This is a genomic window from Sporosarcina sp. P29, from assembly GCF_002743265.1.
In the GTDB taxonomy this organism is placed as follows: domain Bacteria; phylum Bacillota; class Bacilli; order Bacillales_A; family Planococcaceae; genus Sporosarcina.
The window spans coordinates 1-15,689 of record NZ_PDYX01000015.1; the positions used below are offsets into that span (position 1 = coordinate 1).

The following is a 15,689-nucleotide window of genomic DNA, read 5'->3' on the forward strand; positions in this document are numbered from 1 at the left end:
CAAACCCAAACCCAAACCCAAACCCAAACCCAAACCCAAACCCAAACCCAAACCCAAACCCAAACCCAAACCCAAACCCAAACCCAAACCCAAACCCAAACCCAAACCCAAACCCAAACCCAAACCCAAACCCACAGTAAACAAATAAGCAACTACTTACTAAAATATTTCCATCGCTATGGATTTGAAGTTTCAATTCGTGCTTTTTGTATCTGTCTATATTTTACAATACTACTCAACCTTTCATACTATTTCAATGCCTTTTCAAAGTCCTTTAATAAATAATGGTTCAGCATTTTTCTGAACATGCCATTTGTGCAAGTGGAGGAAGTCTCTTTCATATAACGTAACCACACTTTTTAATTCAGCTATCATTGTCTAATTAATAATTAATTAAATATTGCTATAATTATCTAAATTTTCAAATAGGGTGTATACTAGAGAAGTAATACAGAAAAGTTAATAAATAGAAAAAAGAAAGCAGTCTTTTTTGGTAGAAACTTGTCTTCATTTTAATGAGGGAAAATGTATTCTAAAAAACCTTATAATAGACTCTTTGTAAACACTCTTGAAGGTTTATATAAAATGGGCCCGTAACTATGAAATTGATGAATCTTTATATCAAATCATTGGAGGGAACTTTATGAACATAACAGTAGTAGGAGCAGGGCACGGAGGTACAACCATTGCAGCAGATTTAAAAATGAAAGGTCACTTGGTCACCTTATTGAAAACGTCCAAGGGGCTGCATACTGAACATTTCGACCATATTGCGCGAAATAAAGGCGAAATCACATTACTAGATCATTCTGTAGAAACTACTGTGCATCTCGATTTAGTCACGACGGATGTACAATTGGCTATTACAAATGCTGAAATTATTATTATATATGTGCAAACAAATTACCATGAGGACGTAATCAAACGTATTATTCCATTCATGAATGAAGATCAAATTGTGTTGCTGGAACCAGGTTACTTATCTACTGCCTATTTCTTAAAACACGAAAAAGAGAAAAGTTTCACTATAGTGGAAGCACAAAGTTCTCCAATTGATTGTCGAATTGTAGAACCTGGGAAAGTAAAAGTTTTATTCAAGAATGTGCGAAATCCTGTAGCGATATTTACTAATTGCAATGAAAAAGTAATACAGGAGAAGCTGAACACATTAGAATATAACTTTGTTTATCTGAATTCGATTATCGAAGCAGCTCTTCATAATCCTAATTTAATTGTTCATACAATCGGTGGAATTATGAGTATTCCTCGCATTGAACATACAAAAGGCGATTATTGGATGTATAAAGAAGTATTTACACCGCATGTTTGGAACATCGTCAACAGTTTAGACGATGAAAAGATGAATGTTCTTGAGGCAATTGGGGCAGAAAGATTACCTTATGTGGAAGCGTGTAGGTACCGTAATTCTGAAGATCTAACTATTGATGCGAAAGAAGCGTTTCTGACGTATGCAAAGAACAGTTCGCCAGAAGGTCCGCTTGTAGCAGATTCCCGATTTATTACAGAAGACGTACCCGAAGGCTTAGTTTTATTAGAATCTCTTGGACAAATGTTGGGTATTAAAACACCTACTTGCAGTAGCTTGATCGATATCGCTTCTGCAGCGTTAAACGTAGACTTCAGAAAGAACGCCAGAACGGTGGAGTTACTTGGCAAGGGAAATCTGGAGAAAATAATTGGTTTTACGAATCATGACTTTATGATACCAGCGTAAGAAACTGCCAAATACACAAATTCAAATGGTAAAGACCCCCTTACAATTCTGTGAGGGGGTCTTTAAATGGATGTATACTGTTTTCCTAGCGAGCGTAGCATTGACGAATAGAAAAAAGTATCTGTACGTTGATCCACATTAAAAATACTTACTATACAAGTCATGGCGTAGTTTCCCGCTCAAGTGCGCATAAATTCGTGTAGTTTCACTTTTTTCGTGTCCGAGTAAACTTTGGATTACTTCAAGCGGGGCACCGTTGTTAATCAGATGCGTAGCATAACTATGCCGTAACTGATGAGGGTGTATACATTTATTAATACCTGAGCGTTTCGATACACGCTTGAGAGTATAACGCAGTGTATCGATGCTCATACGTTTCTTCGGATTCCGCTCGGTGACGAATAGGCAGGGGTCTTGATCGTCGCGTTCTTCTAAATATCGTTTTAGCCAAATCGCACACCGTACATTGAAATACACTTCGCGTTCTTTGTCGCCTTTACCGAGCACGATGACCGAGTTGCCGATGAAATCAATATCTCGCCGATTGAGTGTAGCTACTTCTCCTATACGGCAACCGGTTGAATAGAAAAACTCGAATAAGGCTTTCTCCATCGAGGTGTCGCAGGCTTCGCGTAAATGTTCTATTTCATGTTTGGAAAGGAACTTTGGAATGCGTTGACCCATTTTAGGCTCTTTTAATTTAGACGCTGGATTTTTCGCCATAAATCCTTCTTCATGTGTCCATTTGAATAATGATCGGATGAATCGAACACGGTGTCCGAGACTCGAAGGTTTTAAGTGACTGCCGCATTCGATTAGATAGGTTTTCAGTTCGTCCGTCGTGATATCCTCCATCGATACATCACCGACAAATCGTTTCAACATATCGCATTGATAACTGTACATTTTCAGTGTCAGAGGAGAATATCCTTCAATGCGTTTATCTGCTTCATATTTTGTCCAAGCTTCGCAAATCAACATCCTATTCACACTCCCATATTAGCAATCTAGTAGTAGCCAGTATGTCCGTATGAAAGAATTTTATTCATTGAGAGAGTGTAGATGTTTACATAGTTTAGCGACCCGATCGCAAATACTCTTCATCCACGAGTGGTTTTCCTTCCGCGTCGACGAGGACTGTCATTCCAAGACCGTAGCCTTGTGCTTGCGACATATAAAGCACGCCCGTTTCATTGTCACGTATCACTTGGAATTGCATCAATTTCCCTTGTTTCTCGATAATTTCAAAACGTTTTTTATCCATAGCAGACCCTCCTTTGTATTAGTATTACTATACCGTCGGCTATTTGATTATTCAAAATTCTTTTAACGCCTAATAAGTAATGTAATAATCTAAAGAGCATTTGAAACTATTTCTATAATTCTTCGTCTGTACGGCACATGACTAGACTACGGAGAGGATGAAGTCGAATGAAGAATATAATCATAGCGATACTCGGTGCGATTTTGCTAGTATGCGGTTTGCCTGTATCAAGTGCAGCAGCAGACAAAGCGAAATTTCCGGATGTTCCAGATTCGAAGCATTTCGCGAAAGCGGTGAATGACTTGGCGTCACGTCATATAATTGGAGGCTATCCAGACGGAACTTTCCGTCCTAGCGAGTCCATTACGAGAGGGCAGGCGGCTGCCATTATCGTGAAGATGACGAAACTTCCCACTACGCATATAAAAGATCCAAAATTCAAAGACGTTTCGACTGCAAATGGTTACTATAAGGCGATTGCGGCATTAGCGCAAAAAGGAGTCATCAACGGCTATGGTGACGGACGATTCGGGCCGAACGATTCGATTACGCGCGCGCAAATGGCTTCGATCATCATCAAAGCGTTCGAATTGCCGTTGTATCGCGATCCGGATTATGGATTTAAAGACGTTGTGCATAAAAACGGCCATAGAGATGGGATTTATAGTTTGTATCAACTCGGGCTGACAACGGGAACTTCACCTACCACATTTAGTCCGAATGCTTCCATTACGAGAGGTCAAGCAGCGAAATTACTGAAAGCGGCAGAAGATGTGAAGCCAGGGATTTTGACGATCCGTGCGAAAGATTTTAAATGGAAGAGATTCAACGACGTCAGCAAAACGAACTCGGATATAGTTGATATTGTGGGAGACAGTGAAATACCGAGTCAAGTCAATTTAAAAACGAAGATTCATATTGTGCCGAAGAAAGAAGGAACGGCGACACTGACATTTTCAGGAGTAGCTTCATCCGATACAGATGATCAAAACTACAGAAAATACTATGTGCATGTTAAAAAGGTCAATGGTGCATGGGATATTTCATTGGAAGAGACAACTGATATCTATTCAACGCCAGCACAACTATGGAAGCATTATGAAAGAAGAGAAAACAACGAGGCATTCATAGATGCAGAGTCGATTTCTTTATCTACAGAACTAGGTGAACTGGTGAATGAACGTGTGGAATTTGAACGATGCGAAAATTCCACGCTTCAATATTGCCATGTGATCTATTTTGATCAACCAGGGACATTCATTGCGACAGTCAAGTATGAGGGTGGCGAAGTAATGCGTTATTACGTAACGTCTACTGAGCACAAAGATCAATTTTATTATTACACGCATATCACGCCGATCAAGCCGAATGAAGTGTTGCAGATTTGGGATGGTGCTATTCTCGGCAAGCATGTGTTGCCTAAGGGGAGTGAGGAAATTGCGACCGTCACCCGAGATCCGGGAACGAATGTGTTCCGCATAACGCCGAAAAAAACAGGAGAATTTTTTGTGGGTTTCCCGGATAGTAAAGTGGCACCGGGTAGCCATAGGGTTTACTACGGTATGACGGTCCGAGTGAGTAAATTGGGGAGTTATCTACATGTAGATGCGGTTGTTAGTGAAGAAGATGATATGGTGTTTGATTAATTGAATAGATATACGAAGAGCAGGCATGCAGTACATGTCTGCTTTTTGGTACGAAAAAAATGTCTTCAGTAGGCTCGACATATGCTACACTACAATCAATAACAAGCTCTAACTCAAACTAAGGGAGGGCATGCAGATGAATGTGATTGAGATGAATCAAGTGACGAAAACTTTCGGTAAGCATCAGGCGTTAGATGGACTGGATTTAACTGTGAAGAACGGTGAAGTGTTTGGCTTCATCGGACCGAATGGCGCAGGGAAGTCGACGGCAATTCGGGTTCTACTTGGTATGCTTCGTGCTACTGAGGGAACGGCAACGATTTTCGGCAAGGATGTATGGCGAGACGCAGTGGATATTCATCGACGTGTTGCGTATGTGCCGGGAGACGTGAATTTGTGGCCGCAACTAACGGGTGGCGAGGTGATTGATTTATTCGCGAGTTTGCAAGGGAATGTACATCAACAACGGCGTGAAGAGTTACTTGCGCGTTTTCAGTTGGATCCGACGAAGAAGTGCCGAACATATTCGAAAGGAAATCGACAAAAAGTCGCTTTAGTGGCGGCGTTTGCTTCCGACGCGGAATTGTTTTTGCTAGATGAACCGACGTCTGGACTCGATCCTCTAATGGAGAAAGTATTTCAGCAATGTGTCGCGGAAGTGAAAGCGGAAGGGAAGACAGTGTTGCTGTCGAGCCATATTTTGTCGGAAGTCGAGAGGCTTTGCGATCGCGTGGGAATTATTCGTCAAGGACGTCTGATTGAGTGCGGTACGTTGGATGAACTACGACATTTGACGCGGATGCAGCTAACGGTGGAAACAAGAATTCCGATTGAGTCGCTCGCTTCGTGGCAAGGTGTCCATGATGTAGTACCGACAGAAGCCGGCTGGACGTTTCACGCGGATGCAGATGAAATGGAAGCGATTATGCACAAGTTAAGCGCATACGGTATACGGAAGATCGAAAGTGCGCCGCCTACGCTTGAAGATCTATTCATGCGGCATTATGAAGAAAACGTAGAAAGTAGGGACGTGTGATGAAGGGGGCCCTATTTGCAGGTGTTCTTCGTCTATCCCGATTTATAATCCGGCAAGATCGCATGCGCTATATGTGGTGGCTCGTTGGTATCACCGCCATGACGCTTGTTGTACCGCCTGCTTTCAAGGAATTGTATCCGACCGAGCAAGATCGTAATCTACTGGCGGAAACGATGAAAAATCCCGCGATGGAGGCAATGGTAGGTCCTGGAGATCTAGCAAATTACACGCTGGGCGCTATGGTTTCACATCAGATGTTGTTGATGACTGCCATTGCAGTTGCCATCATGAATATTTTATTGATGGTGCGCCATACGCGAGCTGAGGAAGAAGAGGGGCAGGCGGAATTACTGCGTTCGTTACCCGTTGCTCGACATTCGCAACTAACGGCTTCGATGCTTACGCTATGCGGTGTCAATTTGCTACTCGCGTTGCTAATCGGTGTCGGATTATATAGTCTTTCATTCGACAGTATGGGATTAGCTGGATCACTTATTTACGGTGCATCGCTTGGTGCGATCGGCTTGTTTTTTGCAGGTGTGACAGCGGTTTGCGCACAACTCTCGGAAAGTTCGCGGGGTGCGGTAGGTCTATCGTTTACCGTGATGATCGGCTGTTATGTATTGCGATCAGTTACTGAGTGGATTCCACCGTTTGGCTGGCTTACGCAGGTTCAGCCGTACAGTGACAACAACTGGGTGCCAGTAGGTGGATTACTGGTCGTAAGTCTTTTAGCGTTCGCACTAGCCGTCATACTGCAGGGAAAACGCGATATCGGCTCGGGCTATCTTCCGTCAAGAAGTGGACGCGCGCATGCTTCGGTTATATTGCGCCATCCGATCGGACTTGCTTGGCGACTGCAAAGAACCGCGTTCATTTCTTGGTCGGTTGGCATGCTAGTGCTCGGGTTGTCTTACGGTTCCGTCCTAGGCGATTTAGATTCATTTTTTAAAGATAATGAAATGCTTGCTGCAATGATTGTAGCGGATGAAAACAGTTCATTGACTGCCCAGTTCTTGCCCATGTTGATGGCGGTACTCGCATTTATCAGTACAATTCCTGCATTGCTTTCTATCCATAAAATAGTGGGCGAGGAACGGAAATCGCGTGTTGATAATGTGCTAGGTCGCGCAGTTTCGAGAAATAAGTTACTAGCTTCTTACTTGGTGTTGGCATTGTGCACTGGATTTATGATGTTGAGCTTCTCGGCACTCGGTTTATGGTTAGCCGGCACTACATCGATGGATGAACCTTTTACGTTCGTAACTGTATGGCAAGCTAGTATCGTTCATTTTCCTGCTGTAGTCGTGATGATTGCAATTAGCACATGTTTAATCGGCATCGCACAAAAGGCGACGGGCTTCGTTTGGCTCTATTTATTTTACGGATTCCTAACGCTGTATTTAGGTGGCTTGTTTCAGTTTCCGAAATGGATGGAAAAGCTTTCGCCGTTTGGCTTTGTTTCCAAGTTGCCGATTGAAGATATGAACTGGCTGCATGCGGGGGGATTGGTGGCAGTAGCAGGTGTTTTGCTTATTTTCGGTTTTCATCGCTATAATGCACGGGATATAGAAGGATAAGTAATCGTCTACTAATGATGAAATTTACTTCCAATTTTGACTAATTTAGCACAAATTGAAACTAGCACTAGTTTTATTGAAAGGAATTGTGGAAAATGATTTCCTGAAATAATAATTAGTGCTATTATGAGTGAGGTTTGGTTGGATTTTCAGGAGGTTGTCATGAGTATACATCAAAATCAAGAAACAAAAATAGTTAACGCAGACCCCTCTGCAATAGGCTTGTTCGGTTTGGCGATGGTAACACTCGTCGCGTCGTCACAAAAACTGGGCATTACGACAGATGTTTCATTTGTTATCCCTTGGGCGATACTTCTAGGTGGTTTCGCTCAATTATTTGCTTGCGTGATCGATACGAAGCGTAATAACACATTCGGTGCTACGGCATTCGGTGCATACGGACTTTTCTGGCTGGCAGTTGCAGCTTCTTGGATGATGCAACGAGGGATCTTCGGAGAAACACTGGCAGCAGGAGTGGATCCGCATCAATTAGGCTTCGCATTCGTCGGCTATCTAATTCTGACGCTATTTTTGACGATCGGTGCCATGGAAACACATAAGGTCTTATTTTCTATATTTTTCTTCATCAACTTTCTGTTTATCGGCTTGGCGCTCGATAGTTTCGGCTTGTTCGGTGCATTCCCTCAGCAATTGGCGGCCTACTCAGAAATGATTATTTCATTGCTATCGTTCTACGGAGCGGGTGCAGCAGTTCTAAACGAACATTTCGGCAGAGAATTCATACCGGTAGGAAAGCCGTTTGGCATCTTCAAGAAATCGGATGAAGCGAAGGCACCATCGGCACGTTCTGTGAAAACAAGTAAGGACTTAAAAGTAAAAAACACGTTTAGCTAAACAATATCCAACCAGACACCAGTACATTTATACAAGATATATTCCACACAAAAAGCATCTACGTTTACGCAGATGCTTTTTGTGTGGATTTTCTCTATTAAACCGTTTCTTTACGTGTCTTACTTTCAACTAGTAAACCGCCGTCGCCTTTAAGATAGTCGATCATACCTTCTGCAGCGCGGTAAGCAAATGCACCAATAGTTTCAGTTGGATTGGAGTTACCAAAGTGTGGGAATGAAGAGCCGCCGACAACAAATACGTTTTCCATATCCCATACTTGTGAATACGTGTTAACAGCTGAGGTTTCTGGATCTTCACCCATGATCACACCGCCTGCTGCGTGTGTATTGACGCTTGAAGAAGTCATTTCTGCATCGTCTGCTACAGGTGGAGTGTTAACAATATCGGCACCCATTGCTTCCGCGATGTCTGCACATTTTTCCGCAATCATCTTGGCCATATTGCGTTCTTGATCCGTAAACTTCGCTGTGATTCTAAGAAGAGGATCGCCATATATGTCTTTATACGTTGGATCTAAGTCCATATAGTTATGAGTATGCGGCATAGTGCCTTGCATCCCACCAATATTTAAATAACGGTGCGCATAATGAACGGATTTTTCTTTAAACTCTTTACCCCAATATGGTGTGCCTTGTGGAACACGGTTATTGGCAATGGCTGCAGCACCATCTTGGAAAATACTAATATTAAATCCGTGAAGGAAGTCTGTATCTGTATTATCGATATGGTCCCCATTGAAATCATCAATTACAGAACCTAGTGCGCCAGCTCCTGCAAATGTATTGAATTTCTTTTCTTCAAAAAAGGCAGTGGCTGAATTTCCACCGATTCCCGTGTAATGGGAAGTGAAACTTTTACCGATTACGCCTTTACCAGTTTCGGGATTGTAGGGCTCACCGATTCCAGATAACATCATTAATCGATTGTTTCCGGAGAAGAAGGCTGCCGATACAACCAAGTCTGCCGGTTGTTCAAATTCTTCAAGTGTCAATGGATCTACGTACAATACACCTGTCGCTTTTTTGCCGTCATGAAGAATTCGTTTAACGTGTGCGTTGTTACGTAATTCGAAGTTCCCTGTTTTTTGTGCTGTCTTCAGAACCGTTACGATCGGGTCGGCTTTCGCCGCAAAGTCACAGCCGTACATGGAACAAAATGCACAAAATACACACGCATTAATCGTTTCACCATCTGGATTGACATATTGTTGTGAGATCGTTGCAGCGGGCATACGGAATGGATGGTAGCCTAGTTTCTCCGTAGCTTCTGTAAACAATCGAATAGCAGGTGATTCTTTCATTGGCGGATTTGGATAGGCATCAGAACGTGGCGGTCCTAAAGGATTCACTTCACCAGAAATTCCAGCCGTTTTTTCCCACTTATCATAGTAGGGTTCCATATCATCGTACGTAACACCCCAGTCTTGTACGATCATATCTTTTGGAATACGCTCTTCACCATACTTTTCAATGATTTTAGTGCGAATTTCAAAATCAAATGGAAGCCAACGATATGACCAGCCTGACCAGTGAACCGATGTGCCGCCTGTACCTTCATCATAAATCGGGTAGCCATTATGTTTACGCATCGGAATCGCGTCATCTCCGACATTATTTCTAAAAGTCATCGTTTGTTTCGTTAAGTCTTGCGCTAATTCATGACGCTTTGTATAACGAAGTTCATCTTTTGAACCAATGAAATCTTTCGTGCTTCGCTCTTTACCTCGCTCTAAACAGACAACTTTATAGCCCGCTTTACTCAGTTCAGCGGAAGCTATTCCTCCAGCCCAACCACTTCCAATGACGACTACGTCCACTTTATCTAATTTTTCAGCCATGTAAGTAACCCCTTATATTACGATTTTTGTTGATAACTTGTTAGACTCATTGGATCACGTTGAACGAATTCATCTTTTTCAATGATATCAGCGTAGGAAGGTACAGCCCCTGGGAACTCTTGCATTTTCCAGCCAGCCATATTGCGATTACCACCGTAAAGTGGATCAGAATAAGCGCCTTCCATCGTCAGTTCACGAAGCAATCCGAAGAAACCAGCAGAACTCACGCCACGTAATTTCACTTTAGAACTCTCAAAGTCTTGCATAATCTCAATTTGCTGATCTTCTTCAGCTTTATCAAATGTAACGTCGAAACGTTTTTTACTTTCGTCATTCATTTTCCGAAGTCCTGTTACCATAATCTGGCCTCTGTTCAAACTCGATTGATCAACCGGTGGATCTACAACTGTAAATGGACCTTGTCTGTAATCGGTTCCATTTATCCCCCAAATGCCCGCCATTTGTTTATCAATAAAATACGGAACACCTAATTCAATTGCTCCTGGACCACTTGCGCCTTCAGGTAGTATGCGTTCAGTAGCTTGTTCAAGAACAACAAAGTCCTCGTATCTTTCAAAGAACATGCGCGCTTGTGTAGGCTCCGCTGTTTTCTTCTCCTCTTTTACGGGCGTGCTATTTTCTGATTTAAATTGGTTAGTTAATAGTCCACCTAGTAAAGAACCACCTGCAACTCCTCCGACGATCATACCGGAATTTTTCATAAATCGACGACGACTAGTATCCGGTGCTTGTGAAGCTTTGGATTCGCCTGGCTTCAACCCTTTTTCATCGGCCATTTTCCATCCCCCTAGTTTTAAAACGATTAGCTAGCAATTTGACAATACTATCCACAATGCGACATTTTGTCAATGGCTCGTGGTCATCAGGAGTGAAAGATGGCAACCCCTATTCGCTAGGAATCGTGAAAATACAATCTGAGATCAGTCAATAATGAATGGAAGTTTATTCAACGGATGGAAGTAAAAAGATGCAACAAAGATCTAAAAAAGTATAGACTAGATGGGATAGTTTTTTTGTCGAATAAAAGTGTCTATGTTTTCAGGTAATTTATTGGTAATATAAGTGTAGATAGTTTTATAGTCTGCTAACTACAGGAGGAGTGGAAAAGTATGAAAAAATCCGTACGAGTTCTACTATGGACGGCATTCGCGCTAGTATTATCGTTTGTTTTTGCAGATTTAAACGAAGCTTCAGCAAAAGACTTTAAAGATGTATCAAAGAAGCATCCGAACTACACCGCGATTCAAGAAATGCAGAAAGCGGGTTATATCAATGGTTATCCAGACGGAACATTCCGTCCAAGTGAACCAGTGAGTCGCAAGCACGTAGCGTCTTTGCTCGATCAAGTGTTGAAGTTTCCGCAGCCACCTACCGATAAATTGGTCTTTTCCGACGTGCCGAAAAACCATATGTATTATAAACCGATCATGAAGTTATACAACAAGGGGATCGTCAGTGGGGGACTCGACAAGAAATTTAATCCGAATGCGTCCATCACACGAATCCAGATGGCGAAGATGCTAGATTTGGCGTTTGAGTTCAATATGAAGGAACCAGCCCAGTTTGAAGATCTCAGCTTCTTGCATTGGGGATACGTACATGCCAGTGCGTTGTATTCTAACGGCGTAACAAAAGGGGATCACGGAAAGTTTCTTCCCAATCAATCCGTTACACGTGCGCATTATTCAGAGTTTTTGTATCGTGCAATGAAAGTGGGGAAAACACCTTCCGGCAGTGTAGTCAGCAAAGAAAAAGCGGTCGATTTGACTATGCGCCTTCCTAATGTAATCGAGGGAATCCGCGTCCAAGGGAAAATGGATAAACAATCATACAGTCAACTGCGTTCAAAACAACTACCGTACGCTACAAAAGCATTTGTGGACGGCTTATTGAAAGAAGATTACCCAAGTGTTTGTACACATTGCGATTCGTTTTTATTTCCTGGTTTAACAATCGAACCTTCCATGCGTTTTGACTATACACAACCAGACGCCAACACACTTCGTATCCATACCGTTTCATTTAGTAATCTTTTAGTAGGTGGCGGCTTTGTTGACTACGTGTTTAAGAAAGAATCAGGTAGTTGGAAGATGGATGATTTTTCCGGCGCTGCTGTCGGGAAAAAGAATTTTGAGCTGACAAGACAAGAAGCCGAGCGTGTGGTGAAATTGAATTATGCCTATTCTTCAAAGGTTAAAATAACATATGTTTCACAAACTAAAGAAACAGGAGAAGACCCTGTTACGAAAGAGAAGTATTCATTTACGCAGTACAAATTTAATGTAGACTCCGAAAATGGCCGTGAGACGATTCGGGTTAATTCAGACGATGGCTATGCTTACTAATAAGCAGTCATAATATAACCATTAAAGCGCTCTGCCGTTTTGGCAGAGCGCTTTAATGAGCGGTTGAAGAAGTGGATAGAGCGGAGATACGGATGCATAGAGCGGTCGTGAGGCGGGATAGAGCGTTAACACGTCCAGATAGAGCGAATACGTAGTGTCATAGAGCGCTTCAGGGTGTTTAATGAGCGGATAATGAAATAAAACCTCTTAGAGACACGAAAAAAGCGTCCCACTTTGTAAAGTGGGACGCTTTTTCATATTTATTACGATGCATCTGCATCCGGTACTAGTCGTTTTTCCGTTTTCATGACAATGAAAATACTTGCTTCATATAAAGCGATCATTGGAATGAGGATGATCAACTGGCTTAAGAAATCAGGAGGGGTGATTAACGCAGACACTACACCGAGCGTTACGTATGACCACTTTCTCACTTTTTTCATAGTTTCAGATGTCAGAATACCGATAGCGGACAGGAATAGTGCGACGATCGGAAGCTCAAACAGCAAGCCGATTGGCATCGTCGTCATTAATAGAAAACGTGCATATTCCTTTGCCGTAATCATGACATCGAAATTCATCTTACCGAGCTTCACTAAGAAGTTATAGCTCAGTGGATTGACTACGTAATAACCGAACGCGAGACCGCCAACGAACAGGATTAGGATTGCAGGGGAGTACAGACTTAAGAAACGTCCTTCTTTCTGCGTCAGACCCGGTTTGACGAACTGCCAGAGGAAATGACAGACGAACGGGACAGATAAACCAAACGCCATCGCAGCGGAAATTGTTGTATAGAACGAAATGACTTCAAGCGGACTTAGGACGATCAGTGTATAGCCCCGTGTAACGTACGGGAACCACAGATTGATCGTACTGAAGACAGCAATGAAGAAAATCAAGAACACCACTGCACTTTTGATAAGCTGCTTACGAAGGTCCGTGAGATGTTCGATTAATGCAGGATCTGCATCAGCCTTCTCATCTTTTGGTTCTTCTGGCGGTGGCATTCTAGGTTCTTCCGGTTGTGGTTCGGGTTTCAGCTTTTCAGGCACAGCCTGCTGTTCAGTGGAAGAAGTCTCCGCAGAGTGATCGGGTAGCGCAGCTTCTTCATCTTTTGCTTTTTTATCTAACGGGCTAAGGATTTTACGGTTGTGATCACTATACGGATCCATCTTGTCACCTACTTATTCATATCTTTTTTGTCTGTTTCAATTGCCTTTGGAGGCGTAACAGTTGTCTTGTCTTTCTCTTCATCATCGCCCATAATATCTTTTGTAGCTTTTTTGAACTCTGCTAAAGTTTTACCGACTGCTGAGCCGACTTCAGGCAATTTACGAGGTCCGAAAAGAATCAAGATAATTACTAGGATAATAATGAGCCCAGGTACACCGATTGCTGCTATATTCATCATCCATCCATCCTTTCCTATTAATTTATACGAGTGATCCGCCTTGTTTACGGTATTTCTGAATGCCTTCCGCAGTACGGTAGGCAAGTGCACCGACTGTTGCAGTAGGGTTGTACCACTATTATGAGTGAAATTGCTTGCACTCACAACAAATAAGTTTTCCACATTGAATGAAGTCTAGACCACTATAGTCGAAATTATCCCCAGTGGAATTATTAATTGTCACACTGGGAGGCTTGAGGCCATGAACGTATTCGTTGTAGTATTATAAATCCTTCGACAATTTCATTAAACAAAATCGAAATTTGTCGAAAGTGTAACAATCTTTTCATGCTACCAAACTTCGTACAATAGGTCAAATGGTGTTTTCGTGAGAAGTCTATTTCTTAGAGATGATGAATACAAAGACTTTTATAACGTAAAAATTCTAAAGCTACAAAATATTAAAAATATAGTTAAATTATTCGCAATATTGCGAAAATAAGTATATACGAATCATTTGAAACTTGGTAGAATATTAATAACAAGTAACCCACAGCCGACAAAATAACTCACTGAGGAGGAAAGATTATGAACAAGACTAGTCGGATTTTCGTTTGGACGGTACTGCTCGTTATGCTTTCATTTGTATCATTTGGTTCCACGCAAGCGGCAACGAAGGAATTCAAGGATGTGTCGAAGAATCACCCGAACTATGAAGCAATCCAATATTTACAGGATCAAGGCTTTATAGGGGGCTATCCAGACGACACGTTCCGGCCACAGGAACAGATCTCACGTAAACACGTGGCGAAGTTGTTGGATCAAGCACTGAAACTACCACAAGCGACAACGGCAGTGACGTATTATGATGTACCGAAGAATCATCCATACTATAGCTCCATCATGAAATTGACTGCAGCTGGTATCTTTAGTGGCGGTATGGATGGCTACTTCAACCCGGAGGCACCGATCACACGCATTCAGATGGCGAAAGTACTCGATATCGCATTTGATTTGTATATGACGAAACAAAATTCATTTTACGATGTGTATATTGAGCATTGGGGCTACACACACGCCAATGCGTTAAAAGCAAGTGGTGTTTCGAGCGGTTATCCTGACGGTGAATTTAAGCCGAATGAACCCGTTACGCGCGCGCACTATGCACAGTTCTTATACGCATCCATCAAGGTCAAGGAAGCTCGACCAGCGACTGATAAAGTAACAAAAGGCAAAGCGTGGGATCTCGTCAATCGCAGAACGTTTGAACTGGAGAAGACTATGCGTGATGCACGCATGTATCAGTGGGGATATTCGGATATTACGTCTACTCTACGTATGAGTGCGACAAAAGCATTTGTAGATGGCAATCTGAAAGGTTACTATAATCCTAAATGCGAGGACTGCTACGTTAACGTCTTGCCATTTATTAATAATGAGCCGTTGGTACGGTTCGAGTTTACACAACCCGATTCCAATACACTGAATGTAAACACAGTGGAATTCCAAAATGGTTATTCGGTTGGCGGGTTTGTAGCCTATCAATTTAAAAAACAAGACAACAAATGGAAGATGAATTCATTACAGTATACAAAGGTTGGGACAAAGAACTTCCAGCTGACGATCAATGAAGCCAAAAAAGTATTGGAAGCCGAGTTTATAACCTATGGGCATAAAAATATTGTAGCTAAATATGTCACCACTACTCAACAAATCGAATTGGATCCGGTAACAGACGCCAAATACACATTTGATCAATATACATTTAACTTGGATTCTGATTATGGACGCTTCAAAGTGAAATTCAACTCTTCGGATGGCTTCACCTCGTTTGTGAATTGAATAAAGAAACGTGCAACCCGTCAATAAGGATGGATTGCACGTTTTTATATGAGTTGATACCGTACTATTCAACCGACCCACTTTCAAAAAGCAGTTGTGAAAAGTCTTATGAAT

General features: G+C 42.2%; 14 protein-coding genes. 8 read left to right on the plus strand and 6 right to left on the minus strand.

Going from position 1 to position 15,689, the window contains the following annotated elements; genetic code table 11:
• Together CSV68_RS17445 and CSV68_RS12185 are read left to right on the plus strand one after the other, a co-directional pair.
• Positions 1 to 285: hypothetical protein (locus CSV68_RS17445; protein WP_233192919.1), on the plus strand; the 285-nt coding region annotated here is incomplete at its 5' end.
• A 358-nt stretch (positions 286 to 643) separates the two neighbouring features.
• A complete protein-coding gene (locus tag CSV68_RS12185) occupies positions 644 to 1,735 on the plus strand; it encodes an NAD/NADP octopine/nopaline dehydrogenase family protein (RefSeq protein ID WP_099662269.1) in 1,092 nt (363 codons plus the stop codon).
• A 138-nt stretch (positions 1,736 to 1,873) separates the two neighbouring features.
• Here CSV68_RS12185 and CSV68_RS12190 read toward each other — a convergent pair whose 3' ends face one another.
• Both CSV68_RS12190 and CSV68_RS12195 read right to left on the minus strand, forming a co-directional pair.
• Positions 1,874 to 2,716 carry a tyrosine-type recombinase/integrase gene (locus CSV68_RS12190; protein ID WP_099662270.1) on the minus strand — a complete coding sequence of 281 codons (843 nt, stop codon included), beginning with the start codon at positions 2,714 to 2,716 and terminating at the stop codon, positions 1,874 to 1,876.
• A gap of 94 nt (positions 2,717 to 2,810) precedes the next feature.
• Positions 2,811 to 2,999 carry a DUF6440 family protein gene (locus tag CSV68_RS12195; RefSeq protein ID WP_099633966.1) on the minus strand — a complete coding sequence of 63 codons (189 nt, stop codon included), beginning with the start codon at positions 2,997 to 2,999 and terminating at the stop codon, positions 2,811 to 2,813.
• 167 nt (positions 3,000 to 3,166) lie between these two features.
• On the opposite strand from CSV68_RS12195, the gene CSV68_RS12200 reads away from it, so the two are divergent.
• The 4 genes from CSV68_RS12200 to CSV68_RS12215 all read left to right on the plus strand — a co-directional run bounded on the left by CSV68_RS12200 (position 3,167) and on the right by CSV68_RS12215 (position 8,116).
• The gene (locus CSV68_RS12200; RefSeq protein WP_099662271.1) at positions 3,167 to 4,645 is read left to right on the plus strand and encodes an S-layer homology domain-containing protein; all 1,479 of its coding nucleotides are present in this window, start codon (positions 3,167 to 3,169) and stop codon (positions 4,643 to 4,645) included.
• A gap of 136 nt (positions 4,646 to 4,781) precedes the next feature.
• Positions 4,782 to 5,681: an ABC transporter ATP-binding protein gene (locus CSV68_RS12205; protein ID WP_099662272.1), complete on the plus strand. Its 900-nt coding sequence runs from the start codon at positions 4,782 to 4,784 to the stop codon at positions 5,679 to 5,681.
• On the plus strand, positions 5,681 to 7,261 hold the full coding sequence (locus CSV68_RS12210; RefSeq protein WP_099662273.1) for an ABC transporter permease: 1,581 nt from the start codon (positions 5,681 to 5,683) through the stop codon (positions 7,259 to 7,261). Before CSV68_RS12205 ends, CSV68_RS12210 begins: the two co-directional genes overlap by 1 nt.
• Before the next feature lie 162 nt (positions 7,262 to 7,423).
• Positions 7,424 to 8,116, plus strand: a complete 693-nt coding sequence (locus CSV68_RS12215) for an acetate uptake transporter (RefSeq protein WP_099662274.1) — start codon at positions 7,424 to 7,426, stop codon at positions 8,114 to 8,116.
• Between the two features lie 97 nt (positions 8,117 to 8,213).
• Here CSV68_RS12215 and CSV68_RS12220 read toward each other — a convergent pair whose 3' ends face one another.
• Positions 8,214 to 9,974 (minus strand): GMC family oxidoreductase, encoded by a 1,761-nt coding sequence (locus CSV68_RS12220; RefSeq protein ID WP_099633971.1) that lies wholly within the window; start codon positions 9,972 to 9,974, stop codon positions 8,214 to 8,216.
• Between the two features lie 17 nt (positions 9,975 to 9,991).
• Entirely contained in the window at positions 9,992 to 10,771 is a 780-nt protein-coding gene (locus tag CSV68_RS12225; protein WP_099633972.1) for a gluconate 2-dehydrogenase subunit 3 family protein, read from the minus strand.
• Between the two features lie 333 nt (positions 10,772 to 11,104).
• Between CSV68_RS12225 and CSV68_RS12230 the strand changes: the two genes are divergently transcribed.
• Positions 11,105 to 12,340, plus strand: coding sequence for an S-layer homology domain-containing protein (locus tag CSV68_RS12230; protein WP_099662275.1), 1,236 nt, complete (start codon positions 11,105 to 11,107; stop codon positions 12,338 to 12,340).
• Between the two features lie 263 nt (positions 12,341 to 12,603).
• Here CSV68_RS12230 and tatC read toward each other — a convergent pair whose 3' ends face one another.
• Positions 12,604 to 13,515 (minus strand): twin-arginine translocase subunit TatC, encoded by a 912-nt coding sequence (tatC, locus tag CSV68_RS12235; protein ID WP_099662276.1) that lies wholly within the window; start codon positions 13,513 to 13,515, stop codon positions 12,604 to 12,606.
• 8 nt (positions 13,516 to 13,523) lie between these two features.
• On the minus strand, positions 13,524 to 13,754 hold the full coding sequence (gene tatA / locus CSV68_RS12240) for a twin-arginine translocase TatA/TatE family subunit (protein WP_099633975.1): 231 nt from the start codon (positions 13,752 to 13,754) through the stop codon (positions 13,524 to 13,526).
• 567 nt (positions 13,755 to 14,321) lie between these two features.
• Between tatA and CSV68_RS12245 the strand changes: the two genes are divergently transcribed.
• Complete coding sequence (locus CSV68_RS12245) at positions 14,322 to 15,575, plus strand: S-layer homology domain-containing protein (RefSeq protein ID WP_099662277.1); 1,254 nt, start codon at positions 14,322 to 14,324, stop codon at positions 15,573 to 15,575.
• Positions 15,576 to 15,689: the final 114 nt, after the last annotated feature.

Bases quoted from the DNA above. Each gene is read 5' to 3' on its own strand.
- CSV68_RS12185 (WP_099662269.1), top strand. From the start codon at position 644: ATGAACATAACAGTAGTAGGAGCAGGGCACGGAGGTACAACCATTGCA.
- CSV68_RS12190 (WP_099662270.1), bottom strand. From the start codon at position 2,716: ATGTTGATTTGCGAAGCTTGGACAAAATATGAAGCAGATAAACGCATT.
- CSV68_RS12195 (WP_099633966.1), bottom strand. From the start codon at position 2,999: ATGGATAAAAAACGTTTTGAAATTATCGAGAAACAAGGGAAATTGATG.
- CSV68_RS12200 (WP_099662271.1), top strand. From the start codon at position 3,167: ATGAAGAATATAATCATAGCGATACTCGGTGCGATTTTGCTAGTATGC.
- CSV68_RS12205 (WP_099662272.1), top strand. From the start codon at position 4,782: ATGAATGTGATTGAGATGAATCAAGTGACGAAAACTTTCGGTAAGCAT.
- CSV68_RS12210 (WP_099662273.1), top strand. From the start codon at position 5,681: ATGAAGGGGGCCCTATTTGCAGGTGTTCTTCGTCTATCCCGATTTATA.
- CSV68_RS12215 (WP_099662274.1), top strand. From the start codon at position 7,424: ATGAGTATACATCAAAATCAAGAAACAAAAATAGTTAACGCAGACCCC.
- CSV68_RS12220 (WP_099633971.1), bottom strand. From the start codon at position 9,974: ATGGCTGAAAAATTAGATAAAGTGGACGTAGTCGTCATTGGAAGTGGT.
- CSV68_RS12225 (WP_099633972.1), bottom strand. From the start codon at position 10,771: ATGGCCGATGAAAAAGGGTTGAAGCCAGGCGAATCCAAAGCTTCACAA.
- CSV68_RS12230 (WP_099662275.1), top strand. From the start codon at position 11,105: ATGAAAAAATCCGTACGAGTTCTACTATGGACGGCATTCGCGCTAGTA.
- tatC (WP_099662276.1), bottom strand. From the start codon at position 13,515: ATGGATCCGTATAGTGATCACAACCGTAAAATCCTTAGCCCGTTAGAT.
- tatA (WP_099633975.1), bottom strand. From the start codon at position 13,754: ATGATGAATATAGCAGCAATCGGTGTACCTGGGCTCATTATTATCCTA.
- CSV68_RS12245 (WP_099662277.1), top strand. From the start codon at position 14,322: ATGAACAAGACTAGTCGGATTTTCGTTTGGACGGTACTGCTCGTTATG.